Raw genomic sequence first — 24218 nt, forward strand, 5'->3', positions numbered from 1 at the left:
TCCAACTTTCGGAATTGTGGTCTAAATACTGGAACTGTTGCTAGCATAGGCGGCCGACGAGGAGGACAACAACCAATGCCAAGCAAGGACGTCGACGCTCCCGGCGACGGGCGGCTCGTGGGCACCGATCGCGTGCTCGGGGTGCTCACCGAACTTGCCGGATTCCCTTCCGGCGTCACGCTGGACGAGATGGTGAATCGAACGGGGCACCCGAAGGCGACCGTCCATCGTGCTCTGGCCTCGCTCAAGCGGGCCGGGTTCGCGAGCCAGGACGGACGAGGTCACTATGTGCTCGGTGACGAGTTCATCCGCCTTGCGTTCGCGCACCACGAAGCCAGGCCGGAGCACATCCGAGTCCGTCCGCTCCTGGACCGGCTCACCGAACGCTTCCACGAGACGATCCACTTCGCTGTCCTCGACGGAACGGACGTCGTCTACCGCGACAAGGTCGACCCGCTCACTGGCGCGGTCCGGTTGACGTCGACCGTCGGTGGACGCAACCCCGCGCACTGCACGGGTGTCGGCAAGGCCCTCCTTGCGACCAGGCTCTTAACTCTGTCCCAAGTTGAGGAATGGATCGGCGATCGGGAGCTGGAGCAACGCACCGCGCGTACGGCGACGAGCGCCCTCGAACTCCACGAGCAGTTGGTCGAGACACGCGAGCGCGGCTATGCAGTGGACGACCAAGAGAACGAGCCCGGAATCAACTGCCTGGCCGTCCCCGTCTACCTCGCGTCGCCCAATGAGCCGTCCGGCGCCGTGAGCGTCAGCGCGGTTGCGTATCGAACGCCGCTGCCGACTCTCGTGGAGCGGGCCGACGAGATCCTCGCTGTCGTCCGCGACCTGACGGGATGGCAGGAGCGAACATCGTGACTGGCGACCTCGTCGTAGCCACCGACACGACATACTTCCTCGCCGAGGGTCCGATCTGGGATCCCGTCCGGTCTCGTGTGCTCTGGGTCGATATTCCGGCTGGGAACGTGCTGTCCGGCGTCCTTCGCGACGATGGCACGATCGAGGTACTCGAATCGCTGGAAGTCGGCGAATCCGCAGGCGCAGTCGCAGTCTCTGACCGTGGTGACCGGCTCGTCGCCGGCCGACACCGTCTTCTGGTGATCGATGTCGACGGTGCTGTCGCCTCCCTTCCTCCGATCGAGAGCGGGCCGCGACGCTTCAACGACGGCAAGCCAGATCCGGCTGGACGATTCCTGGTCGGCACCCTTTCGTCTTCCGGCCACTCGGAGCAGGAACGCCTCCTGCAGATCGACCGTGACGGCAGCACGCGCGTGATCGATACCGACCTGACCTTGTCGAACGGCCTGGGATGGACCAGGGACAGCCGGCTCTTCTACAACGTGGACACGGAGCGCCGTCTCGTCTACCGGCGTCCATACGACGTTGCGACAGGAGCGACGGGGCCCCGTGAGGTCTTCCTGACCTTCGATACCGGATTTCCCGATGGGCTCACGATCGATGAGAACGGATTTCTGTGGATCGCGATGTGGGGTCTCGGAGAGGTGCGACGGTACAGTCCGGCCGCCACTCTTGACCGCACCATCGAGGTCCCCGCACCCCACACGTCGAGCCTCAGCTTCGTCGGCCCAGACCTCGACACACTCGTCATCACCACGGCTCGGCAGGACCTCACGGACGAGACGCTTGCAGAGTTCCCTCTCTCCGGCCGCCTGTTCACTATCAACCCCGACGTGCGAGGTTTTCCGCAGCCTCTGTGGAGTGGCCTTCCCACACCGACCACCGAAAAGCAAGGAACCAGATGAAGCTCCTCCGAATCGGCGACTTCGGCGCCGAGAAGCCCGCCGTCCTCGTCGACGACGACCGCTATGTCGACCTCAGCGATGTCGTCTCCGACTTCGATGAAGAGTTCTTCGCGGGTGACGGTGTCGCCGCGATTCGCAGCCTCGTCGCCGATCGCATTGCAGACGGCCGGGTGGCGAACCTGGGCGGACAGCGCATCGGCGCTCCGATCGCACGCCCCCACCAGATCATCTGCGTGGGGCTCAACTACTCGGACCACGCGGCCGAGACCGGGCAAGCCGTCCCCGACGAACCGATCTTGTTCACGAAGTCACCGAATACTCTCGTCGGACCGAATGACGACGTCCGAATTCCGCGCGGTTCCACGAAGCCGGACTGGGAGGTCGAACTGGGAATCGTGATCGGCAAGCGCACCAGCTACCTCGATTCGGTCGAGGCCGCTCGCGAGCACATCGCCGGATGGACGCTCGTCAATGATGTGTCTGAGCGGGCATTCCAGATGGAGCGTGGCGGGCAGTGGTTGAAGGGCAAGTCCGCTGAGACTTTCAATCCGGCTGGGCCCTGGCTCGTCACCCCGGACGAGATCGACGATGTCATCGACCTCGGGATGTGGCTGGACGTGAACGGCGTCCGACGTCAGTCCGGTTCGACGGCGACGATGATCTTCGATCCCTTCTTCATCGTCCACTACATCAGTCAGTTCATGGTGCTCGAGCCGGGCGACCTGATCAACACGGGCACGCCGCCCGGTGTCGGCATGGGATTCCGCCCCGAAATCTGGCTTCAGGCAGGCGACGTGATGGAACTCGGAATCGAGGGCCTCGGCACGCAGCGCCAGAACGTGGTCGCACCGCGATGAGGGCGTTCGTCGTCCGAGGCCCGAGGGACGCGGGTGTCGAGGACGTCCCGGAGCCCTCCCCCGCGCAGGGTGAGGTTCTCATCGACGTCCGCCGGGCCGGCGTGTGCGGAACTGATGCGGAGTTCTTCAGCGGGGAGATGCAGTACCTCCACGATGGCAACGCGCAGTACCCGATCCGCCTCGGTCACGAATGGATGGGGATCATCACCGGCGTGGGCGAGGGCGTGGAGACATCCTGGGTGGGTCGTCGAGTGACTGGCGACACGATGCTCGGCTGCGGCGCGTGCCACCGATGCGCCAAAGGCCGCCATCACGTGTGCGAGAACCGAACCGAGCTCGGCATCCGGGGAGGGCGCCCGGGAGCCCTGGCGGAGAAGTTGGCTTACCCGGCGCGCTACCTCCATCCGCTTCCTGATTCCGTCGACGACGCAGCCGGCGCACTCATCGAACCCGCAGGAAACGCGTTGCGTTCAGTCTGGGCGGCCGAAGTTGTCCCGGGGGATCGCGTGCTCGTCCTTGGGATCGGCACCATCGGCCTCCTTGTCGCGATGTTCGCGCGTGCCGAGGGCGCCGACGTGCACCTCATGGGGCGGTCGAACGGATCGATGCAATTCGCGCGTTCCCTCCACTTCGACGCGGTCTGGGACGAGCAGTCGCTCCCCGACCTGCCCTGGGATGCCGTGATCGACTGCTCGAATGCAGCCGCCCTCCCCGCCAAGGCGCTGGAACTCGTGGAGCCCGCGGGACGCGTCGTCTATGTCGGTCTTGCGGGAAGCCCCAGCACCATCGACACGCGCACCCTCGCGCTCAAGGACGTCACCGCGGTCGGCATCCTCGGAGCCAGCGCCGCTCTTGATGGCGTCATCGCCGCGTTCGCTTCGGGCGCTGTCGATCCTCGCCCTCTCGTCGCAGCGACCGTCACACTCGAGGATGTGGCGGCCGCGCTGCGCGGAGAACTCCCCACTCAGGCCGGACCGGGTCCGAAGATTCATGTCAGCCTCAATGACGCCTCCACCGGCGGGACTGGAAAGGAAGATCGATGAGAACGGCTCTCGTCACTGGAGGAGCCCGAGGGCTCGGAGCAGCGGTTGCGATCAGACTCCGGCAGGCCGGAACACGGGTCATCACGGTGGACCTGGCCGGCGATGCCGACCTCCACCTCGATGTCACGGATGACAGCGCGTTGCGTCAGGCCGCGATGGAGATCGGTGCGATCGACATCCTGATCAACTCCGCGGGCATCGTGGGGCCGAACAAGCCGATTCTGGAAACGGCCGCTGACGAGTGGCGACTGGTGCTGGATGTGAACGTCCTCGGAACGGTCGCGACCATGCGCGCCTTCGTGCCCGGGATGGTGGAGCGCGGGTGGGGACGCGTGGTCAACTTCGCCAGCATGGCGGGGAAGGACGGCAATCCGAACCTGTCGATCTACTCCGCGTCGAAGGCTGCAGTAATCGCACTCACCAAGTCCGCCGGCAAGGAGCTGGCAACGACAGGAGTATTGGTGAATGCGATCGCGCCGGCTGTGATCGCGACGCCGATGAACGAGGACACGGCGCCCGACGTCCTCGATCACATCACCAGCCTCATTCCGATGAAACGAGTGGGCCGACCTGATGAGGTCGCGGAGCTCGTCGCGTGGCTCGCATCCGATGCGGTCAGCTTCTCAACGGGCGCTGTCTATGACATCAGCGGCGGACGTGCGACGTATTGAATCGGCAGCGGTCATCCCTGCTCACCAAAAGTGTGATGACCGCTGCGAATCCGCTGCGCGCGCGATGTTCCGCAACTAGTCACCGATCGGCCGATATCGCACCGCTCGCACGACACCTTCACCGGAGGGGCTCCCCAGCGCAAGCATCCGCCCCGTGAACCCGGATGCGACCTCGGACGAGAGGTAGCGGCCATCCAATCTGGCGAGCTGGTGCCGCGTCCCCGAGGATTCGATCGCGAGAACGATGTCATCGGGTCCGGCATGACCGAGCGGCACAGTCAGCGACCCGGGTGAGACGGCCTCGATTCGCAGCGTCACCGAATCGTCAACGGGAACCGCGCCACGCGTCTGGTCCAGATCACCGATTCGAGCCTCAACGCGGCCAACACCGTCACGGACGACGACTCCATACCAATGACGGTCATCAATGCGGAGTACCAGCGCGGCATCGCCCTCAGCATCGGCTTCGGCAGACCAGCGAAGATCACGAGGCCTCACACACAGCAGATCGGCGCCCACCCGCCATGCTCGCGCGAACTCAAGCCCACCATCAGGGCGCACAGAGACCGTGTTGGACGGCTCCCCACCCGCAACCACCCAGCGCTGGTCGAGAACCGTCGCACTGAAGTCGTCCTCGAACGCGTGATCCGCCGGGCCGAGTTGGTAGCGGGTCTCGTCGAACACTGGCCAGCCGTCCACCCACGACACTCCGGCCAGAAATGTCTCCCGACCAAGCACATGGAAGCCCGGAATCGAGCCGCGAGAACGGACCCCCAGGTAGACCGCGGCCCAATCGCCGTCGGTCGTCTCGACGAGATCCGCGTGGCCGGCGTTCTGGACGGGATGCCCGGAACTGCGGTGCGTGAACACCGGGTTGTCCGGAGAGGGTTCGAAGGGCCCTGACGGGTGCGGCGAGCGTGCGACGGTCACAGTGTGCCCTCGTTCAGTGCCGCCCTCCGCGAGCAGGAGGTACCAGTACTCGCCGACGTGATAGAGATGGGGACCTTCGGGCGCAGTCATCCCGGCCCCCTGCCAAACCTGCACGACCGGCCCGATCTCTCCGGTGGAAAGATCAATGACGGCCTGCACAAGCTCCAGGTCGCCCTCGGAAAAGCTGAGCCGCTTCCACGTCAGATAGCAGCGGTCACCATCCCATGCCAGGTCTGGATCGATGCCGACAGCGGCGGGCACGTAGACGGGGTCGCTCCAAGGTCCCGCCGCATCGGGCGCGCTGAAGATCAGCTGGCCGGCTTCATATTCATTCGCGTTGGTGGTCACAAACCAGAAACGACCATCGTGGTGTCGAAGCGTCGAACCGTAGATGCCCTGCGACGGCCCGCCTTCCGCATGTCGAAACTGGCTCCGCCGGGTCAGAATGTGCCCGATCTGGGTCCAGCTCGTCAGGTCGTCGCTCCGGAAAATCGGAGCGCCCGGGAAGTACTCGAAGCTGGATGTCGCGAGGTAATACGTGTCCCCCACCCGGCAGATCGTCGGGTCGGGATACATACCGGCGATCACGGGATGCTCCGCGGCTGAGATGATCCCAGCCTCGTCGTTTGCAAGCCGGCTGGCAGGTTCTGCGGCCAAGGGATTCATGAGGTCTGTTTCTCCATCGTTACGGCGGCGCCGGGCACCGAGAGCACGGGGCGCACCACCGCTCGTCAGCGAGCGGCCATCTCACGCTCCCATTGGGTGTCGGCGTTCGCCGATCCTGTTGCGCGATAATGTGAAAGGAGACCGATGAGCACCACATCACCGACCGAAGGGCGCCGGCCATCGATGGCCGATGTCGCCACAGCCGCAGGCGTATCCGTCACCACCGTCTCGCGGGCGCTGTCCGGCAAGGGCGATCTGCCGACCGAGACGCGCGTGCGCATTCAGGAGACTGCCCGAGCGCTCGGCTACACGCGATGGACGACGACTCGCGGGCGACCGGACACGACGGACGCGCGGATGATCGAGCTGGTCCTCGGCACCTACGACGACGCCTTCACGAACGAAGTCAGCGTCGGCGCCCGGCAGGCCGCGGCTCGCATGGGCTACGACCTGCTCCAGACCCTCGAGCGGGACGACCCGGAAGACGACTGGCCCGCCCGCGTCGCGCGGCGGCACCCCGCCGGAGTCATCTTGGGGCTCATCCAGCCCACGCACAATCAATTGGCACGGCTCAACGGTCTCAACATCCCGATCGTGCTGCTTGAGCCGGCCTCCGACCCGCACAATGAGCTCCAGAGTGTGAGCACCACGAACTGGCAGGGCGGCTACGACGCGGGCATGCACCTCGTCGGCCTCGGCCTCACTCATTTCATCTGCGTGGCGGGCGAGCCGAAGCTCCGGTTCGGTCGAGCACGTGAGAGCGGCTTTTCGCGCGCTGTCTTCGAGCACGTCCCGGGTTCCGTCTTCAATGTTGTCAAGAGTGACTGGACGACCCGACCGCTCACGGAGGAACTCGCTCCGCTTGTTCGCGGGCGCGGCCCGGTCGGCGTGTTCACCTGCAATGACAACATGGCCGTCGGGGTCTACACCGCCGCAAAGCGGCTTGGCCTGAGTATCCCCGACGACCTCTGTGTCATCGGTTTCGACGACACGGCGCGGTCAGCGCATATGGAGCCACCTCTGACCACGGTTCATCAGCCCATTCGCGCCCTCGCCGCGCGAGCGGTGGAGATGATCGAGCAGCTTCGTGCCGGGCACGAGTCCCGGGGCGACCGGATCGAGCTTCCGACGAGATTGGTCGTCCGCGGATCCACGCTTCCGCTGGAAGAGCCACCAGCCGCCGAGACCGACGCACAGTAGCGCGCGACTAGTTGGATGGCGCTGCAGTTGTGCCTCGACGGACAAGGGTCGGCTCGATCAACTCGGCGCGAGGCTCATTCCGGCCCTCGAGTCGTTCGAGGAGTATCTCGGACGCGAGTTCCCCCATCCGGAACCCGCTCTGATTGATGGTCGTCAGGTGGATGGGCGGCATGCTCGCCATGGGCGAATCGTCGTAGCCGACGACGGAAACCTGGCCGGGTATGTCGATCTGCGCCTGCCAGAGTTCCGCCATCAGACCGAAAGCCGCAACATCGGCGCCGGCATGCACTGCGGTCGGACGTTCCGGCATCTGCAGGATCTGGCGCGCCACCTCGCGGCCGCCGGTGTCCGTCCACGCCGCTTCACGGACATCGATCCTTGACTCCAGGCCGTGCTTGCGCATCGCATCCCGGTATCCCGCCGCGCGCACCTGCTCAGGAGTCTCCGGCTCGTCGAACGACTCGTGTCTGTTCGTCAGGTGAAGGATGTCGCGATGCCCGAGACCGACGAGATGGTCCACGATGAGCTCGGACCCGCGTCGGTCATCACCAGCGACGGTGTCGTATGCGGCTCCGAGCCCATGACGACCGATGACGACTGTCGAGACCTCGCGCCCCGTTCGTTCCAGCTGCTCGCCTCCGACCACCGGGGCGATGAGCATGAGGCCGTCCATTCCGCGATCGATGAGGGCGTTGATCATCGCCTGCTGTGATCGAGGGGTCGACCCACCAGGGCCGATCAGAACTTCATAGCCCCCGGAGCCGATTCCGCGCCGAATTCCGTCGGTCAGGAGCCCGAAGAACGGGTTGTGGATGTCGGAGAGCATCACGCCGACCGTGTATGTCTTGCCCCGCAGACCGCGAGCGACAGCGCTGGGTCGATATCCCAGCTCCTGCATCGCCGTCTGGACGCGCTCGCGCATGCGGTCGCTCACGCCATAGGCGCCACGCAAAACCTTGGACGCGGCAGCGGTGGAGACGCCGGCGCGGTCGGCGACGTCCATCAGGGTCGCTCGCCGAGGAGGCTGCAGGCGACCAGTGGAGCCGGATTTCTCGGTCTGCGCCTCCGTCGGCTTGGTCATCGCGCTACCGCTTCCGCAAGAGGGATGCCGGCGTCTCGCCGTCCGGCGTTCCACGGCTCGTCGATCACGTGCTGACCTGCCACGAGGTAACGCGCGGGCTCCCCGGGGAGATCCAAGACGGCGGTCGTCCCGTTGGGCACCGTGACCTCGATGTGCAGGTTTTCACCGTCGTGCCGCCAGGAGACTGCGGCCTCGCCGAAAGGCGTCTGGTGGGATGTCTCGGCGCTAGTGATCCGGACGTGCGGGCGCGGGGCAACTCTGAACGTCGACCAGCCAGGCTCGACCGCGGACAGACCACCGACCACGCGGTGCAACCAGCTCGCGACCGCGCCCAGGGCGTAGTGGTTGAAGGAGGTCATCTCCCCGGGATTGATCGAACCGTCGGGCAGCATGCTGTCCCATCGTTCCCAGACGGTCGTCGCCCCCATCCGAACAGGGTAGAGCCAAGAGGGGCACTCGGTTTGCAGAAGCAGAGCGTAGGCGTCATCAAGGGCGTCGGCGGCGACGAGGGCATCGAGGACGAGAGCCGTCCCCACGAATCCGGTTGCGATCGTGTGACCGGCCTCGCGGACGAGTTCGACGAGTCGCGCGGATGCAGCGCGGCGTTGTGCGCGCGTGCCGAGGAGGTCGAGGCTGAGCGCGATTGCATACGCCGTCTGGGTGTCACTCGTCAGTCGCCCCGTCGAGGTGACGAATCTCTCGCGGAATCCGATCGCGATCGACTCGGCCAGCTGCTCGTAGTGTCGATTGTCGGCTTCCCGACCGGTGAGGCCGGCGGCGCGGGCGAGCAGCTTCGCCGAGTTTGCGAAGTAGCCGGTCGCGACGAGGGCGGTCTCCGTCGCACCGGCCGCGGGGTCATCGGACGGCGCGGTCGGATCCAGCCAGTCTCCGAACTGGAAGCCGTCCCGCCAGACATTGGAGTGGTCGACCAGGCGAGCGACGCCGTCAACCCAGCTCTTCATTGACGGGTACTGGTCTTCGAGCACCTGCAGGTCGCCGCTCGACTCGTAGAGCGCGAAGGGGACGAGGACGGCTGCGTCGCCCCAGACCGCAGCATGGGACAGGGCGAGCCCTGGCACATCCTTCACTTCCTCGGTGAAGGGCACATCAGGGACGAAGAACGGAACCAAGCCGTCTTCGTGCTGCTCCAGCGCGAGGTCGCGAAGCCAGGACTTGAGCATGCCCACGCAGTCATACAGGTAGGTCGCCGTTGGCGCGAACACGCTGATGTCGCCTGTCCAGCCTAGTCTTTCGTCGCGCTGCGGGCAGTCGGTTGGGACCGAGACGAAGTTGCCGCGCATGCTCCAAACGATGTTCTCGTGGAGCTTGTTCAGTTCGTCGTGTGAGGAGCTGAACCATCCCGTGCGTTGCATATCGGTGTGGACGATGACGGCGACGATGTCATCCGCGGTCGGTTCGCCGCCCGGCCATCCGTCGATCTCGACGTATCGGAACCCGTGGTACGTGAACCGCGGCGCCCACGACTCGATCCCTTCGCCCCGGAGAATGTAGGTGTCTGTGGCGTCAGCGCTGCGGAGTGGCCGGGTTCCGAGCTCGCCGTTCTCGAGGACCTCGGCGTGCCTCAATGTCAGTTCAGTGCCAGATGGGCCTTCCACACTCAGCTGAACCCAGCCGACGAGGTTTTGGCCGAAGTCGACGATCACCCTGTCTGCGGGCGACCGGAAGATGTCGACCGGACGGAGTGTGCCGATTCGACGAACCGGTGGTCCGACCGGAGCTTCGAGTCGGTGCGATGCCGAGCCGAGGACCTCGACCGGCGCCCAATCGTTACTCGCGTCATCTACTCCCGGATCCCGGCCGGCAAGACGCGCATCGTATGTCTCGCCGTCGTAGAGACTCGCTGCACGAACCGGACCTGTCGTCCATCTCCAGCTCGAGTCGGTGCCAAAGACGGCACGCTCTCCACTTTCGTAGTCGAGCTCGATCTGGGCGAGCGCGGAGGTCTGATCCCCGTAGAGCGCACGCTGCTGCAGGAATCCCAAGCGCCCCCGGAACCACCCGTCCGCCAGCACAATCTGCACATCGTTGAGGCCGGTCTCGACCCGTGAAGTGATGTCGATCGTCGAGTACACCTCCCGGTGGCCGTAGGACTGCCACCCCGGCGCCAGGACTTCGTCGGTGACGACCTCGCCGTTCAGACTCGGCTCCCCCATCCCGCGATACGCCACGTAGAGACGTGCCCGGCGAACCGGGGCATCCACCTCGAATTCTCCACGGAGCACGACTGGCGTATCGACCTCATTGGGTGCGGCGATGTAGCTCGCGCTCCAGTCCGACGTGTCCATGAGTCCCGCCTCGACGGGGACGGGCTCGCTCCATTCGGAAGGACGTCCGCTCGGGCCGAAGGTGCGGATCCGGACGAGTCGTCGCTCACGGGATGCGAGGTCGGGGCCGGCCCAGGGTACGAGCGTCTGGGCTCGCGACTCCACACGCTCGTGGTGGCGGTGCCCGGCCGCGTCGGTGGCCTCGATCTCGTATGCCCGCTGCTCTTCGGCGTGTGCGGGCAGCATCCACGAGATCCGCGGGCGGCGCTGGCCGATCCCAAGGGCCGGTGTGAGGTGCTCGAACGTCACAGCGAACGGCCTGTAGTTGGCACTCACCCCTTCAACGACCCTTCGGTCAGTCCGGCCAGCACCTGCCGTTGAGCGAAGAGGTAGGCGATCACCAGAGGAAGACTCGTCATGACCACGTGCGCGAAGACGAGGTTCCAGTTAAGTCCGTGCTCCCCCGCGCTCGCGAACGAGTACATCGTGAGCGGCAGCGTGGCGTTGTCCGTCGTTCGGAGCAGGAGCAGCCCGAAGAAGAAGTCGTTCCAGACCGAGATGACGAGCAGCACTGCTCCGACGAACAGGATGGGTCGCAGCAGGGGCAGCATCACCGAGAAGTAAGTCCGCATGCGGGATGCACCGTCGATCGAGGCTGCTTCCTCGAGATCGGTGGGCAACCCCCGAACGAAACCCGTGGTCAAGAAGATGACGCCGCCGATGCGGGTCCCCATTTGCATGAGCGCGTACCCGGCGATGGAACCGTCAAGGTGCAAGGCGCTCAAGACGTAGATCGTCGGGATGATCGCCGGCGGGAGGAGGATCGAGAGCGCAGTGATGTAGAAGAAGAGCTGCGTGACCCGCGACTTGCTGCGCGCATATGCCCACGCGGCAAGGGAGCCCAGGAAGAGGACGACGAAGATCGTCGGGATGGCGACGAGGAGACTGTTGCGGAGACCTGTCAGGTAGTTTCCGGTGACGAAGACCGCTGTGTAGTTCTCGGTGATCGCCCATTTCGTCGGCAAGGCGAGCGACAGCTGAGCCGCTTCGCCGGGTGTCTTGAAGGAGTTGATCACCAGCATCCAGAGGGGAACGAAAACCCACGGGATCGCGAAGGCGGTCAGAAGGATGTACTTGATGACGGACGGTATGTGCCGGCGCCGATTGCGCGACCGCGGCGGCCTGTCGGTGCCCGTACGGGCGGCGGTGAGTGTGGTCATGCGACTTCCCTTCGGCGCAGCCAGAAGACGAGCGGTACGGCGATCACGATGACGAGCATTGTCACGGTGAGACCCAAGGCGCTCGCGGTCCCGTAGAAGCTCAATCCGAACTGCTGCTGAAGCGCCACGTTGATGGTCGTGGTCGCGTTGCCGGGGCCGCCACTCGTCGTCGACGCGATGACGTCGTATGCGCTCAGGGCGCCGATCAGAGTGGTGGCGATATTGAAAGTGAAGGCGGGCGCGAGCAGCGGGAAGCTGATGCGCCAGAACCGCTTGAAGGGTCCGGCTCCATCGAGCTGCGCGGCTTCCATCAGCTCGTCGGGGATGCTGTTCAACCCGGCGATGTACACGAGTGTTGCGATTCCGGACCACTTCCACCCGTCGATGAATGCGACGGTGACGAGTGCGCTGACCGGATGGCCGAGCCAGGCGTACTGGAATCCGGGGATCACGACGGCGATGACGGCATTCAGCGGCCCCTGCGGGTCGACGAGTCCCCGCCAGATGTATCCGGCAGCGAGCGGCGAGATCAGCACGGGCAGGAAGAAGATCGACCGGTAGACCGAGTTGATCCGAGTCGTCTTGCGCAGCGCGAGTGCGAGCGAGAGGGCGGTGACGTTCTGCACCGTCATCGCGACGACCGCGTAGATCAGGGTGACGACGACGGCGCTCTGGAGCGTTCCGTTCTGCCAGAGGAACGCAAAGTTGTCCAGACCATTGAACTTGATGTCAGGGCTGTACGCGGTCCACTGGGTGAATGCGAACGGGATGTTAAGGACGAACGGCGTGATGAAGAAGATGAGAACCAGGACGAGCGACGGGATCAGGAACCAGATCCACCGTACCGGGCGACGGCGATTCCGGCCGGCCCCGGCCGGGGTGCGCACTGTCGGGCGCACCCCAGCCGACTGCTCGTTCTTCTCGACGGCAGAGATTACCATCCGGGAAGGCTCGCCGCTTTGGCAGCCTGCTCAACGCTCGACTGCATATTGTTCGCGACCTGGATCGGGGTCTCCTGGCCGTTGAGGAGCTTGCTCAGCTCCGCCGGGAACGTGCCCCATCCGGGAAGGTTGACACCGATCGTGGCGCCATTGTCGTAGGCCGCCTTGTACTCTTCCTGGATCGGCGCGAGACCGGTCGGGTTCGGCACACCCTGGATCACAGGGTACGTCTTGCCCTCCTCGATCAGCTTGGGGTAGCCCGCGCCGGTCGCGTACTGGATGAACTTGATCGCTGCTGCTTCGCGTGCAGCGTCGCCGGTCTTCGGCGCGTAGTAGCTGCCGAGGGGGCTCGGACCGAACCAGGCCGTCGGGCTGGTGGCGGACACACCGGCGAAGCCGACTGCGTCGGACACCTTCTGCGCGCTACCGGCCGACTGGACGAACTGGGTCAGTGCGTCCGAGTGCAGGGCCGTCATCGCCGCGGTGCCCTTGTAGACGGCATCGGTCGACTTCTCGAACGTTCCGGTCGCGAAGTCCTTCTGGAAGCAGCCGGCGTTCTGCAAAGCCTTGTATGCCTCGATACCCTTGACCATCGGCCCGTTGGGGTCGTTCACCTTCGCCTTGTTCTCGAAGAGCTGTTGACCGTACACGTTGCCCTTGTTGCTGTCGGCGACGTAGGCCGCAGGCAAGATCTGAGTCGGCCACTGGCTGTTGCCGGACTCGTAGATCGGCGTGATGCCCTTGGCCACCAGGGCCTTGCACGCGCTCATGAGCTCTGTGAAGTTCGTGGGCACGGTAACGCCCGCCTTCTTCAGGTCAGCCTTGTTGTAGTAGATCCCGAAGATGCTCGGCATCTGCGTGATGGCCGCGTAGACCTTTCCGTTGTACGAGCCGGCGCTCTTGTACAGGTCACCAGACTTCGCGACGAAGGCCTGGTTCGAGAGGTCCTGGAAGCTGCTGGGGTTGAACTGCAGGATGGCGGCCGACGTCGGGTGGTACTCCATGATGTCGGGCTTGTCACCGGTGGTCCACTTGGTCTGCGTGGTCGTCTCGAACGAGTTCGACGGGATGTCGATCAGGTTCACCTTGATCCCGGTCGCCTTCGTGAAGTTCTTGTAGAGATCCAGCAGCGCGGGCGAATCCGCGGTGTTGTGCCAGACGGTGATGCTCTTCGCCGGGGCTGCGGAGCCCCCCGATCCACCCGAGTTGTTCGACACGGGGTTCGAGCATCCCGCGATTCCGACGGCGAGCAGCGCGGCGATGGTCGCGACGCCTGCTTTCGTACCGATTTTCATTGCACCCTCCGTTGGGCTTAGCGCCGGGTCGAGTCGCCCGGCTTGTGCGTGTAGAGCGTTCTACAGAACGACGACGATCAGGTTAGGTTCGTGCCGAGAATGATGTCAACGAACAGAGCTCGGATCCACGCAATATTGCGTGGGCGGGCTCGCCACGGGCATCGCTCACCACCGCGGCAGAGTCTGCGTCCGACGATTATTGCGCACGTACCTTCGCGCTCCGGTTGGGCTTGGGTAGACCTGTAGGGCTCATGCCTGGCGACCGCGGCAGGCAATTTCCGATGATGGATGAGCGATCGATAAGCACGGGAGTCACATGTCTGACCTGGCACACGCGCACCTGAACACGAGCCTGCCCGTCGAGGCGCGAGTGGACCATCTTCTTCACGCCATGACGCTGCAGGAGAAGTGCCACCAGCTCGTGTCGGTGGCTCCCTGGGCCCTCGTCAATCCCGACGGGTCGGAGCCGGAAGCACTGGCCGAGACTCTCAAGTCGTCCCCCGGACACGTTTCGAACTTCGGGATCGATGACCCGGCAGAACTCGTCCGCCTGGTCGGGCTCATGCAGCGGCGTGTGATCGAGGGAACCCGTCTGGGCATTCCGCTCCTCATCCATGCCGAAGCGCTCAACGGCTTTCTCGCCGGGCAGCACATGGTGTTTCCGACGGGGATCGGACTCGCGGCGACGTGGAGCCCGGAACTCGTGGAGGCGATGGCCGACATCATTCGTCAGCAGATGCGGCGTGCCGGCTTCCGCCAGGCGCTGGCGCCCGTGATGGATGTCGCGCTCGACCCGCGGTGGGGCCGGGTCCATGAGACATATGGAGAAGACCCCTACCTCAGCGCGGCCATGTCGGTGGCGTATACGCGGGGGCTGCAAAGCAAGAATTTGCGCGACGGCATCATCGCGACTGCCAAGCACTTCCTCGCCTACGGCCTGGCGGAGAGTGGCGTGAACCTGTCGGGCGCGGAGACGGGTGCTCGACGGCTGCGCGATGTGTTTGCCTTCCCGTTCGAGGCTGCCATCCAAGATGCCGGCCTCGCTTCGGTAATGAACGGGTACGCGGATGTGGACCGCGTCCCGGTCGCCGCGTCTCGCGAGATCCTGACTGATCTTCTCCGTGGCACGCTGGGCTTCGACGGGTTCGTCTCCTCGGATTACATGACCATCGAGCAGATGGTGGACCGCCAGCGGGTTGCAACCACCCCTGCCGAAGCGGGCCGACTCGCGATCACGGCCGGCCTGGACACTGAGTTTCCCACCCCCTTCGGATACGGCGACACGCTCGTGAGCGAAGTCGAACACGGCAACGTCGCTGTCGAGCTCGTCGACACCGCTGTGCGGCGGATCCTGACCGCGAAATTCCGTGTTGGTCTGTTCGAAAACCCCTACCCTGCCGAACGGATCGACGTCGCCGAGGTCGCCGAAGAAGGTCGGGGCCTGTCGCAGGAGCTCGCACGGCGGTCAGTGGTGCTCGCGAAGAACGACGGCCTCCTTCCCCTCGACTCCGATCGCCTGCGGATCGCTGTCGTCGGTCCCCACGCCGACGCCGTCGGACTTCAGTTCCCGACGTACACGTACCCGGCTTTCCGGGAGATGATGACGGCGATGTCTTCGGGCGCCCTCGGAAACATGGTGGGCGCCGACCCCGGCATGGCCCGATGGAACGAGAGCCTGCTTCCCGCCGTCGGGGCGGCCGACTACGTTCGGTCGACGCTGCACGCTCGTGCGCTGTTCGAGGAGGTATCGCGATTCGCCTCGAGCACCGTGTGCGCGGCCGGCAGCACCCTCACCGACGACCTGGACAGCGATGAGTTCGACCAGGCCGTGAATGCCGCGGCCGAAGCGGACGTCGTTGTGCTCGCGCTCGGCGGCGCAAGCCTGTGGTTCAACGGCGAGCGCACTGAGGGCGAGGGAAGCGACTCTGCGGACATCGCGCTACCTGCCGCGCAGGTGCGGCTCGCGGACGCGGTGGCGGCGACGGGTACTCCGATGGTCGTCGTAATGGTCCAGGGGCGGGCCTACACACTCCCTGACTCCGTCCTCGGCGCAGATGCGCTCTTGATCTCGACGTACGGGGGCCCGTTCGGACCAAAGGCTGTTGCAGACGTGATCTTCGGAGCGGTCAATCCCAGCGGCAAGCTGCCGTACAGCATCCCGCGCCACACCGGACAGATTCCCGTGTACCACCACAAGGTTGCCGGAAGCGGCCACCGCAATCCCCTGCCCCCCGGGGTCGAGCATCTCTACCTCGACATGGATGCCTCGCCGCTGCTGCCGTTCGGGTACGGGCTCAGCTTCACTGACTTCACACTGACGTCTGTACAGAGCGAAAAGTCCATGGACACGCATGGGTCAGTTCAGATCCACGCTCTCGCCACGAACACGGGGCGCCGCTCCGGCGTCGTGACGCCGCAGATCTACCTGCGCGCCAACACGTCGGGCGTGAGCCGCCCGGCGCAGCAACTGGCGGGCTTCGCGCGCGTCGAGCTAGCCCCGGGCGAGTCGAAGCAGATCACGTTCGAGATCCATGCCGAACAGCTGGCGTACACCAACCTGGCGCGTGAATTCGTGATCGAGCCTTCGGACGTCGATTGGTTCATCGGCCTCGACTCCGACGACAAGGCCATCGCAGGCGCCTTCCGCGTTGAGGGTGCCCCCCGGCCCCTCACCAGCGCCGAGCGAAAGTTCTTCTCCGACGTGACGGTCCGCTGAATCAGGAGCCTCAAAATGACGGAACAGCACACGACGATCGAGACCCCGCGCGTCCACGATGGGTCGACTCCCTGGCGAGGTGAAATCGTGATCGATTGCCATCTCCATGAGCGGCCCGATGGCCGTTCACTGATCGACCACCTTGACGGCGCCGGCGTCACGAGTGCCCTCGTTCTGGCGATCGGTGACTTCCAGGAGGATTTCGCACGCCTGACCATGTCCGCGCCTGGACGGGTCGCCGGGTGGGCTCGGGGACCATACCTCTCCGATCTCCCGGCGCTCGCGGACGACCCTGACCGCGACGCCTTCGACATGACCAAAGTCATCTCCGTCCGCTCACGCCAGGCTATTCGCAGCGTCTTGACCGCTCAGCAGCGTCGGGGCTGGCGTGGTTTCGCGGAGACGACAGGCGCTGTCGCGGTCGACGGCCCCGAGCTGCAGCGGGTCTACGCGCTCGCTGCGGAGCTCGATGTCCCGGTCATGATGCATTTTCAAGAAGCAGCGGTGCCGGGCCAACCGGACTACGGGATCAAGGGATTCAGCCGCATCGCGTCGATGCTGAGCAAGTACCCCGAGACCAGATTCATCTGTCACGCGCCGGACTTCTGGGGTGGGATCGACGCTCGGTACACGGACGGCGGAACCTACTTGACCGGCCCGGTGCCGGCGGGAGGTCTCTCGGACCGGCTTCTCGGGGACTACCCCAACATGTATGGCGACCTCGGCGCACCATCGGCTCTTCTCCAGCTCACACGAGATCCTGAGTTCACCGTCGGCTTCCTCGATCGACATCAAGACAAGCTCATGTTCGGCAGTGACTGCAGTTGCACTGACGGGAAGGGAACGCCGCCGCAGAGCGCGCCTCAGACGGCGACGCGCCCGACTCTCACAGAAACGGAGGAGATCGCGTTCGACGCGGAGATGGCACGCGCGATGCAGGCTGCGATGGCAAAGCTCGGCGGCTTGGCCGGTAAATGCATCGCGCGCGAACTGCTCACCGTGGCATGGGAAAGCACGACTCGCGACGTCTTTCGCAAGGTGGCCTCGGAGAACGCGATTCGCGTATACGGACTCTAGGCCCGCCCCGGGAGCAACTGCACGGCCAGCACGTCATGGGCCGCGGCTACAGCGCCCGCACTCGCGCTGTAATCGTTTTCCTTCTGAGGGAAGGTGCCGGAGCGGACGTCAGCCGCATACGCTTCAACGCCACGGACCATTGCCGTCCCGACCTCGGCATATGTCTTGACGAACCGCGGCATCACACCCTCGGTGATTCCCAGGAGGTCGTGCATGACGAGCACCTGCCCGTCGGCTGCGCCAGCGCCGATTCCGATGACGGGGATACACATCGCAGGAAGGAGAACATCGACAACTGCGCGGGGCACTGCTTCGATGACCAGCGCACTTGCGCCCGCCGCCTGGACCGCGATCGCCTCTCGCGCAAGTCGCGCCGCTGCCTCCGGGCTCCGTCCCTGCGCGCGCATCCCACCGAGAGCGACGGCGGTCTGCGGGGTCAGCCCGACATGCCCGATGACAGGAATCCCGGCCCCGACGATCGCGCGGATGCGACTGAGCCGCTCCGGCCATCCACCCTCGAGCTTTACGGCGTCCACACCCGCCTCCTTGACAAAGCGCGTCGCCGTCGCGACCGCCTGCCCATCGGACATCTCTGTGGATCCGAACGGAAGGTCCCCGACGAGGAATGCAGACTCCACTCCGCGGCGAGCAGCGGCCGCCAGAATCAGCATCTCGTCGACGGTGATGTCGACGGTGGACCGGCGGCCGAGAACGACCTGCGCAGCGGAGTCGCCAACAAGGACCATGTCGACGCCCGCGCGATCGGCGACGCGCGCCGTTGCGTAGTCGTATGCGGTCACCATGACGATGGGCTTCCCCTGCGTCTTCAGTTCCGCAAGCAAGGACAGGGAGACCGTGGAGCGCACTTGAAACCTTCCGACACCGGGAGCGACGGCGTCTGTTGTTGTGTAACGCATGTTACCCCAAGGAGCCGCACCATCCGCGTGGGCAATCGATTCTCACGACATTCATCGCGGCGGGGATTGCGCCACACCGCCCCGCAGCATATGTTACTGGTTACACAACACTAGTTATACAACTGGCGCGGCGTGACGTGTCCCGACGGACGCCGAAGCTGCTCAACGATGAAGCCGTGGTGAGCGACGAGCGAACGGCGGTGCTGCCAAACGCTTCACCGCGACCGTCTAGCCTCTCTGACTCGTGGACGCCGCAGACTCTGATACCCGACACCTCACTGGAGAGGAGCACAACAGCATGAAGAAGAGGATTGTGACCCTGATGGTCGTCACGACCATGCTTCCGCTCGTCCTTGCCGGATGCACATCCAAGGATGGCGCGCAATCTGCGGCGGACAAGTCACAGTACGTCTCGACGACCCCGAAACCATCGGGCGACATCAACTCCGTCAATTGGGGCGTCGCCGGGTCGGAGCCGACGAGTCTGGACTGGATCTACGACTGGGACTATGGCCCGTCGAATCTCATCGAAGCAAACCTCTGCGAAGGGCTGATGAGACAGAACCCAGACGGTTCTACGACACCCGGCCTCGCAACCAAAGTCTCCTCACCGAATGACACGACCTACGTCTACACCATCCGCGACGGAGTGACCTTCACTGACGGGAGTCCGCTGACCGCAGACGACGTCGCGTTCAGCCTGAACAGGAATCTCAAAGCGTCACCCCCGTCGTACTGGGGACTGTGGTACCAGAACGTCGCCTCGATCGCGGCCACTGGCCGCCACGAGGTGACGGCGAGGCTGAAGAGTCCCGACGCGCTATTCGCATCGGTCATGACGACTCCCGCCGGCTATGTCGGCGAGAAGAAGTACATCGAGCAGAAGGGCTCGAGCTACGGCACCGCGGCCGGTGGTGTGATGTGCACGGGGCCCTACGCACTGGAGTCATGGGACAAGGGCCAGAGCATCACGCTCAAGGCGAACGCTCACTATTGGGACAAAGCGTTGGAACCCAGGGCAAAGACATTCACCTTCTCCTTCATCCCCGACCCCTCTGCTCTGAACAGCGCCCTGCTGACGGGCGAAGTCGATGGCGCTTGGAGCATGAACGTGTCTTCGTTGAAGCCGCTTGTGAATGCGAAGGCCGGCAACCTCTACCTGAACAAGGGAACTGAGGTGGTCGGCATGCAGTTCAACGACCTGACCACCGGGCCTCTCTCAAATCCGAAGATCCGCGAGGCGCTTCGAGCACTGGTCGACTACCAGGGGATCACCAGGGGGCTACTGGGTGGATACGCCGCGCCGACCAAGACGGCGGCACCGGAACCGACATGGGGATACTCCAAGGCCATCTGGGCAGCCGGCTACAAGGCGTCGGGCGGCGCATCGCAGGACCTCACGAAGGCCCGCCAACTGGTGAAGGAAGCGGGGGCCCCCACCCAGCCGATCGTGATCGCGGTGAGCACTGATGACCAATCCGTCGTCAGTGTTGCCACGTCGATCCAGGCATCGGCGAAGAGTGTGGGGCTGGACATTCAGGTCAAGTCCTTCCCCGCCAGCGAGTACACCAACCTCTTCTATGACCCGACCGCCCGGGCTGGGCTGAACGCATTCATGAGTACCGTGACGGTCGACACACCGGACCCGCTCGAGATCTACTACCAGGCCATTCCGGGTTCTCCATACAACTACACGGGCATCAAGAACTCGGAGTGGACGAACTATCTGCAGGAAGCGATCGCATCGACCGACGACGCGAAGAGGGCGACGGCCACGGTCAAGGCAGAAGAGGTCGTGGATAAGAACGTGTACTCGATCTCGCTGTATTCGCTGGATGCCCGAGTGTTCCTCGGAAAGCGGATCACAGGCGTGCCCGTCAGCTCGCTCTCGCAGTGGTATTATCCCTGGGCCGCAACGGTGGGCGCACGTTGATTCGGATCATCGCTCTCCGCCTGGTTCGGCTCGTCATCACGATGCTGGTATGCAGCTTTGTGGTCTACGGCGCGCTGTACCTGGCCCCGGGAGGAGCGATGGGCGCCATCACCGGGGGTCGCATTCTCTCGAAAGCCGACCAAGCGGAGATCGTCCGGATCTACCATCTCAATGAACCATTCCTGCAGCGATACTTCGCGTGGTTGCAGGGCTTGTTCACCGGCGATTTCGGGATATCACTTGTTTCGCGAGAGCCGGTCGTTGCGCTGATCGAACCGCGACTGGTGACGACCGCGATGCTCGTCGGGTATTCAGGCATGCTCATCATCGTCCTGGGCGTCGGGATCGGCCTTTTCGCTGCACTCCGTGGCGGAGCCAGCGACCGCATCTCCGTCATGGCAATGAGCGGGCTCGCCGCGGTTCCGGCGTTCCTCGCATCGTCGATTCTGCTTTTCGTGTTCGCGGTGAGTCTCGGATGGTTTCCGAGTTTCGGTGCAGGCGGTGGCTTCGTGGATCGCCTGTATCACCTGACCCTGCCGGCCGTGGCTCTTGCGCTGGCATCCATCGGGTACGTAGGTCGAATCTCCCGCGCATCGTTCAACGAGGAGAAGAACCGCGACCACGTTCAAACCGCGGTTAGTCGTGGTCTACCGCGTCGTAGCGTCATCGGTTCGCACATCCTCAGGAACTCGTTGGTGCCGATCGCGACGAGCGTGGGAATCACCATCGCGGGCCTCATCGCCGGGTCCGTCGTTGTCGAGCAGGTGTTTGCCGTCAACGGATTGGGATCCCTTCTGATCAAGGCCGTCGACGAGAAGGATTTCGCTGTCGTACAGATCGTGACCCTCGTGCTCGTCGCTGGCTTCGTGATCGTCAACACCATCGTCGACCTTCTCTACCCGCTCCTCGACCCGAGGATTCGAAAGGCAGCGACGCGATGAGCACGATTCCCGTCACCTCACTGATCCGACTTCAGTTCGCCAAGGTGAGCCGCCGCCCGACATCGGCCAAGGTGGCGACCCTCATTCTCATTGTTCTCGTGCTCCTGGCCGTCTTCGGACCTCTGCTGGCCCCGTACGGCCCGAACGAGACTGACCTGATGGCAACGAACTCACCTCCCTCTCTGCAACACCTGTTCGGCACGGATGAGCTCGGCCGAGATGTTTTCTCTCGCGTACTCTACGGATCGCGGATCAGCCTCTTCGCACCACTGGTTGTGACCGTCGCAGCCACCGTGATCGGTGGTGTGGTCGCCGTCAGCGCGGCGTGGATAAGGGGAAAATACGACTCCACCATCGGCGTGATGATCGACATCGCGCTCGCATTCCCCGGCATCCTGCTCGCCATTCTTGTCGCGGCTTTCGTGGGTCCGGGGATGTGGGCACCAATCGTCGCGATCTCGATCGCCAACATTCCGTACTCCGCGCGCCTGATACGGAGCTCTACGCTCGCTGAGCGCTCACTCCCCTATGTTGACGCGCTATACATCCAAGGGTTCCGCGGCACGACCATCAGCACCCGGCACCTGATTCCAAACATCACAGGCTTTCTCGCTGCAATTGCGACGCTCACATACGGGTACGCGATGGTTGATCTGGCGGCGATCTCGTTCCTCGGTCTGGGAATCCAGCCACCGTTCGCCGACTGGGGCAGCATGGTCGCGCAGGGACAGAACGGGATCCTGCAGGGAGCCCCGTGGCAGACGATCGCTGCCGGTGCGTTCATAGTCATCACCGTGATCGCCGTCAACATCCTCGGCGAGTCGCTCGCTGAGCAGGCTTCAGGGAAGAATCGATGACGCTTCTTGACATCAGGTCCCTCAGTGTGACGGCGTCGACGCAGGGCGCGACTCTCCCGATCATTCAGGACGTCTCCCTGTCGATCGCCCGGGGCGAGGCTGTTGGACTGGTCGGCGAGTCCGGCTCCGGCAAGTCGATGACGGCCCGATCGATCATGCGACTTCATGGTCGAAACGTCACCGCGGACGGGACCATCGAGTTCGAGGGGCGAGATGTCCTTTCGATGGGCGTTCGGGAGCTGCGTTCGTACAGGCGCAGCGACGTCTCGATGATCTTTCAGGATCCTCGAGCGGCGATCAATCCCGTGCGGACCATCGGGGCATTCCTCACGGAGGGTCTCCGCGGGAGCTTCGGCCTCTCAAAGCAAGAGGCGACCCGGCGCGCAATCGCGGCCATGGCAGCCGTCGGTATCACGCGTGCCGAAGAGCGCATGGCCCAGTATCCGCATGAATTCTCGGGCGGCATGCTCCAGCGGGTGATGATCTGCTCCAGCCTGCTTGCCAACTCGCGACTCCTCCTTGCCGACGAGCCAACCACCGCACTCGACGTGACAACCCAAGCCGAGGTCGTGGGGCTACTGGACGACCTCCGCCGGGAACGCGGACTCGGCCTCCTCTTCATCACGCATGACCTGGATCTGGCGGCCGGCCTCTGCGACCGCGTATTCGTGATGTATGCGGGGCGAATTGTCGAAGCGCGGGCAGCGAAGAACTTTGAGAGTGCAGCGCAGCACCCGTACTCGCGTGCGCTCTTCGAAGCTCGACCTTCGGTGGACTTTCGAGCGGCGCGCTTGCCGGCGATCCCCGGCGTTCCGCTATCGGCCAGCGAGTCAGCGGACGCGTGCGCATTCGCTCCACGCTGCCCTTATGCGACCGATGAGTGCCGAACATCGTTGCCGCCGCTCGAAGAGGCCGACGCGGGGGACGTGAGATGCATCCGGGTACACGAGATTCCGCGCGCGCACCTCAGGGGGACGGCGTCATGAATGTGGTCACGGCGAGAGATGTCCGGAAGGTGTTCCATATGCGGCACGGACGTGGCCGGCGCGAACATGTCGCCGTTCAGGGTGCGACGTTCGCTGTGTCGAAGGGCGGATCGCTTGGGATCGTCGGTGAATCCGGGTCAGGCAAGACGACGCTCGCACGCATCATCGTCGGACTTGAGACTGCGACAAGCGGCTCGATCGAGGTGTGTGGGAACGACCGCACCACGGCATCTCGCTCCGCCACCGAGCGCCGGCAGTGGGCACGGCGAGTTCAGATGGTCTTCCAGGATCCTTACACCTCTCTGGATCGTCGGCAGACCGGCACCGCATGCATCCGCGAAGTGCTCGCCATGCACTATCGCCTCGACCGTGCACAACGGGACAGCCGCATCGCCGAACTCGGCGACCAAGTCGGATTGACCCCTGCGCTGCTCGAACGCACACCGAGCGACCTTTCAGGCGGACAACGGCAGCGCCTCGCGATCGCCCGAGCCCTTGCCGTGGAGCCAGAGGTTCTCGTCCTCGACGAGTCCGTGTCCGCGCTGGATGTGTCCGTGCAGGCTCAGGTACTTAATTGCCTCGCCGACATACGGCAGTCGCTCGGGATGACATTCGTCTTCGTCTCTCATGACCTCGGCGTCATCCGCCAAATCGCCGATGACGTCATCGTCATGAAGGCGGGCGTCATCGTCGAGCGAGGGTCATGTGCCGACGTTCTCGACCGCCCCGAACATGAGTACACAAGACTTCTCAAGGCCAGCGTTCCGAGGCCGGGCTGGAGGCCGTCGCCACCCCGGTCCGCATAGTGCGTCCACCGTACTGCG

At 64.5% G+C, this 24218-nt stretch carries 20 protein-coding genes; 13 read left to right on the forward strand and 7 right to left on the reverse strand.

Features of this window, described 5'->3' with window-relative positions; genetic code table 11:
- The first annotated feature begins 75 nt into the window (after positions 1 to 75).
- Genes LK09_RS07840 through LK09_RS07860 form a run of 5 tightly spaced genes read left to right on the forward strand, consistent with a single transcriptional unit; the run spans position 76 to position 4349 of the window.
- Complete coding sequence (locus tag LK09_RS07840) at positions 76 to 873, forward strand: IclR family transcriptional regulator (protein ID WP_052226517.1); 798 nt, start codon at positions 76 to 78, stop codon at positions 871 to 873.
- A complete protein-coding gene (locus LK09_RS07845) occupies positions 870 to 1778 on the forward strand; it encodes an SMP-30/gluconolactonase/LRE family protein (RefSeq protein WP_231562983.1) in 909 nt (302 codons plus the stop codon). The genes LK09_RS07840 and LK09_RS07845 overlap by 4 nt, the downstream gene beginning before the upstream one ends.
- A complete protein-coding gene (locus LK09_RS07850) occupies positions 1775 to 2635 on the forward strand; it encodes a fumarylacetoacetate hydrolase family protein (RefSeq protein WP_039397668.1) in 861 nt (286 codons plus the stop codon). The genes LK09_RS07845 and LK09_RS07850 overlap by 4 nt, the downstream gene beginning before the upstream one ends.
- The gene (locus LK09_RS07855) at positions 2632 to 3678 is read left to right on the forward strand and encodes a zinc-dependent alcohol dehydrogenase (RefSeq protein WP_052226518.1); all 1047 of its coding nucleotides are present in this window, start codon (positions 2632 to 2634) and stop codon (positions 3676 to 3678) included. Before LK09_RS07850 ends, LK09_RS07855 begins: the two co-directional genes overlap by 4 nt.
- The gene (locus tag LK09_RS07860) at positions 3675 to 4349 is read left to right on the forward strand and encodes an SDR family NAD(P)-dependent oxidoreductase (protein WP_039397670.1); all 675 of its coding nucleotides are present in this window, start codon (positions 3675 to 3677) and stop codon (positions 4347 to 4349) included. The genes LK09_RS07855 and LK09_RS07860 overlap by 4 nt, the downstream gene beginning before the upstream one ends.
- Positions 4350 to 4424: 75 nt before the next feature.
- On the opposite strand, the gene LK09_RS07865 is transcribed toward LK09_RS07860, so the two are convergent.
- Positions 4425 to 5945, reverse strand: a complete 1521-nt coding sequence (locus tag LK09_RS07865; protein ID WP_082008112.1) for a glycoside hydrolase family 43 protein — start codon at positions 5943 to 5945, stop codon at positions 4425 to 4427.
- A gap of 144 nt (positions 5946 to 6089) precedes the next feature.
- Between LK09_RS07865 and LK09_RS07870 the strand changes: the two genes are divergently transcribed.
- Positions 6090 to 7145: a LacI family DNA-binding transcriptional regulator gene (locus LK09_RS07870; RefSeq protein WP_052226519.1), complete on the forward strand. Its 1056-nt coding sequence runs from the start codon at positions 6090 to 6092 to the stop codon at positions 7143 to 7145.
- A gap of 7 nt (positions 7146 to 7152) precedes the next feature.
- Here the strand turns inward: LK09_RS07870 and LK09_RS07875 are convergent, their stop codons facing one another.
- From LK09_RS07875 to LK09_RS07895, 5 genes are read right to left on the reverse strand one after another with little or no spacing between them, the layout of a single operon-like run.
- Positions 7153 to 8226, reverse strand: a complete 1074-nt coding sequence (locus LK09_RS07875; RefSeq protein ID WP_082008113.1) for a LacI family DNA-binding transcriptional regulator — start codon at positions 8224 to 8226, stop codon at positions 7153 to 7155.
- A complete protein-coding gene (locus LK09_RS07880; RefSeq protein WP_052226520.1) occupies positions 8223 to 10847 on the reverse strand; it encodes an alpha-L-rhamnosidase in 2625 nt (874 codons plus the stop codon). Before LK09_RS07880 ends, LK09_RS07875 begins: the two co-directional genes overlap by 4 nt.
- Positions 10844 to 11731 carry a carbohydrate ABC transporter permease gene (locus LK09_RS07885; RefSeq protein ID WP_082008114.1) on the reverse strand — a complete coding sequence of 296 codons (888 nt, stop codon included), beginning with the start codon at positions 11729 to 11731 and terminating at the stop codon, positions 10844 to 10846. Before LK09_RS07885 ends, LK09_RS07880 begins: the two co-directional genes overlap by 4 nt.
- Positions 11728 to 12672, reverse strand: coding sequence for a carbohydrate ABC transporter permease (locus LK09_RS07890; RefSeq protein WP_039397672.1), 945 nt, complete (start codon positions 12670 to 12672; stop codon positions 11728 to 11730). Before LK09_RS07890 ends, LK09_RS07885 begins: the two co-directional genes overlap by 4 nt.
- Positions 12666 to 13967, reverse strand: coding sequence for an ABC transporter substrate-binding protein (locus LK09_RS07895; protein ID WP_039397674.1), 1302 nt, complete (start codon positions 13965 to 13967; stop codon positions 12666 to 12668). The genes LK09_RS07890 and LK09_RS07895 overlap by 7 nt, the downstream gene beginning before the upstream one ends.
- A 316-nt stretch (positions 13968 to 14283) precedes the next feature.
- Here LK09_RS07895 and LK09_RS07900 point away from each other — a divergent pair, with 316 nt between their 5' ends.
- Both LK09_RS07900 and LK09_RS20660 read left to right on the forward strand, forming a co-directional pair.
- Positions 14284 to 16683: a glycoside hydrolase family 3 N-terminal domain-containing protein gene (locus LK09_RS07900; protein ID WP_039397676.1), complete on the forward strand. Its 2400-nt coding sequence runs from the start codon at positions 14284 to 14286 to the stop codon at positions 16681 to 16683.
- A gap of 15 nt (positions 16684 to 16698) precedes the next feature.
- Positions 16699 to 17760, forward strand: coding sequence for an amidohydrolase family protein (locus LK09_RS20660; RefSeq protein WP_052226521.1), 1062 nt, complete (start codon positions 16699 to 16701; stop codon positions 17758 to 17760).
- Here LK09_RS20660 and panB read toward each other — a convergent pair.
- Positions 17757 to 18677, reverse strand: coding sequence for a 3-methyl-2-oxobutanoate hydroxymethyltransferase (gene panB / locus LK09_RS07910; RefSeq protein WP_082008115.1), 921 nt, complete (start codon positions 18675 to 18677; stop codon positions 17757 to 17759). The genes LK09_RS20660 and panB overlap by 4 nt on opposite strands.
- A gap of 322 nt (positions 18678 to 18999) precedes the next feature.
- On the opposite strand from panB, the gene LK09_RS20665 reads away from it, so the two are divergent.
- The 5 genes from LK09_RS20665 to LK09_RS07940 are packed head-to-tail and all read left to right on the forward strand — an operon-like array spanning position 19000 to position 24200.
- Entirely contained in the window at positions 19000 to 20610 is a 1611-nt protein-coding gene (locus LK09_RS20665; protein ID WP_052226522.1) for an ABC transporter substrate-binding protein, read from the forward strand.
- Entirely contained in the window at positions 20571 to 21551 is a 981-nt protein-coding gene (locus LK09_RS07925) for an ABC transporter permease (protein ID WP_197060990.1), read from the forward strand. Before LK09_RS20665 ends, LK09_RS07925 begins: the two co-directional genes overlap by 40 nt.
- Entirely contained in the window at positions 21548 to 22408 is an 861-nt protein-coding gene (locus LK09_RS07930) for an ABC transporter permease (protein ID WP_039397684.1), read from the forward strand. Before LK09_RS07925 ends, LK09_RS07930 begins: the two co-directional genes overlap by 4 nt.
- Entirely contained in the window at positions 22405 to 23394 is a 990-nt protein-coding gene (locus LK09_RS07935; RefSeq protein WP_039397686.1) for an ABC transporter ATP-binding protein, read from the forward strand. The genes LK09_RS07930 and LK09_RS07935 overlap by 4 nt, the downstream gene beginning before the upstream one ends.
- A complete protein-coding gene (locus tag LK09_RS07940; protein ID WP_082008117.1) occupies positions 23391 to 24200 on the forward strand; it encodes an ABC transporter ATP-binding protein in 810 nt (269 codons plus the stop codon). Before LK09_RS07935 ends, LK09_RS07940 begins: the two co-directional genes overlap by 4 nt.
- Positions 24201 to 24218: the final 18 nt, after the last annotated feature.

The sequence above is a fragment of the Microbacterium mangrovi genome (assembly GCF_000802305.1).
GTDB lineage: Bacteria > Actinomycetota > Actinomycetes > Actinomycetales > Microbacteriaceae > Microbacterium > Microbacterium mangrovi.

What these genes read in the sequence shown, in the direction of transcription:
- LK09_RS07855 (WP_052226518.1), top strand. Translation starts at nt 2,632, where the DNA reads ATGAGGGCGTTCGTCGTCCGAGGCCCGAGGGACGCGGGTGTCGAGGAC.
- LK09_RS07840 (WP_052226517.1), top strand. Translation starts at nt 76, where the DNA reads ATGCCAAGCAAGGACGTCGACGCTCCCGGCGACGGGCGGCTCGTGGGC.
- LK09_RS07870 (WP_052226519.1), top strand. Translation starts at nt 6,090, where the DNA reads ATGAGCACCACATCACCGACCGAAGGGCGCCGGCCATCGATGGCCGAT.
- LK09_RS20665 (WP_052226522.1), top strand. Translation starts at nt 19,000, where the DNA reads ATGGTCGTCACGACCATGCTTCCGCTCGTCCTTGCCGGATGCACATCC.
- LK09_RS07850 (WP_039397668.1), top strand. Translation starts at nt 1,775, where the DNA reads ATGAAGCTCCTCCGAATCGGCGACTTCGGCGCCGAGAAGCCCGCCGTC.
- LK09_RS07890 (WP_039397672.1), bottom strand. Translation starts at nt 12,672, where the DNA reads ATGGTAATCTCTGCCGTCGAGAAGAACGAGCAGTCGGCTGGGGTGCGC.
- LK09_RS07935 (WP_039397686.1), top strand. Translation starts at nt 22,405, where the DNA reads ATGACGCTTCTTGACATCAGGTCCCTCAGTGTGACGGCGTCGACGCAG.
- LK09_RS07885 (WP_082008114.1), bottom strand. Translation starts at nt 11,731, where the DNA reads ATGACCACACTCACCGCCGCCCGTACGGGCACCGACAGGCCGCCGCGG.
- LK09_RS20660 (WP_052226521.1), top strand. Translation starts at nt 16,699, where the DNA reads ATGACGGAACAGCACACGACGATCGAGACCCCGCGCGTCCACGATGGG.
- LK09_RS07930 (WP_039397684.1), top strand. Translation starts at nt 21,548, where the DNA reads ATGAGCACGATTCCCGTCACCTCACTGATCCGACTTCAGTTCGCCAAG.
- LK09_RS07875 (WP_082008113.1), bottom strand. Translation starts at nt 8,226, where the DNA reads ATGACCAAGCCGACGGAGGCGCAGACCGAGAAATCCGGCTCCACTGGT.
- LK09_RS07895 (WP_039397674.1), bottom strand. Translation starts at nt 13,967, where the DNA reads ATGAAAATCGGTACGAAAGCAGGCGTCGCGACCATCGCCGCGCTGCTC.
- LK09_RS07865 (WP_082008112.1), bottom strand. Translation starts at nt 5,945, where the DNA reads ATGAATCCCTTGGCCGCAGAACCTGCCAGCCGGCTTGCAAACGACGAG.
- LK09_RS07900 (WP_039397676.1), top strand. Translation starts at nt 14,284, where the DNA reads ATGTCTGACCTGGCACACGCGCACCTGAACACGAGCCTGCCCGTCGAG.
- panB (WP_082008115.1), bottom strand. Translation starts at nt 18,677, where the DNA reads ATGCGTTACACAACAACAGACGCCGTCGCTCCCGGTGTCGGAAGGTTT.
- LK09_RS07860 (WP_039397670.1), top strand. Translation starts at nt 3,675, where the DNA reads ATGAGAACGGCTCTCGTCACTGGAGGAGCCCGAGGGCTCGGAGCAGCG.
- LK09_RS07940 (WP_082008117.1), top strand. Translation starts at nt 23,391, where the DNA reads ATGAATGTGGTCACGGCGAGAGATGTCCGGAAGGTGTTCCATATGCGG.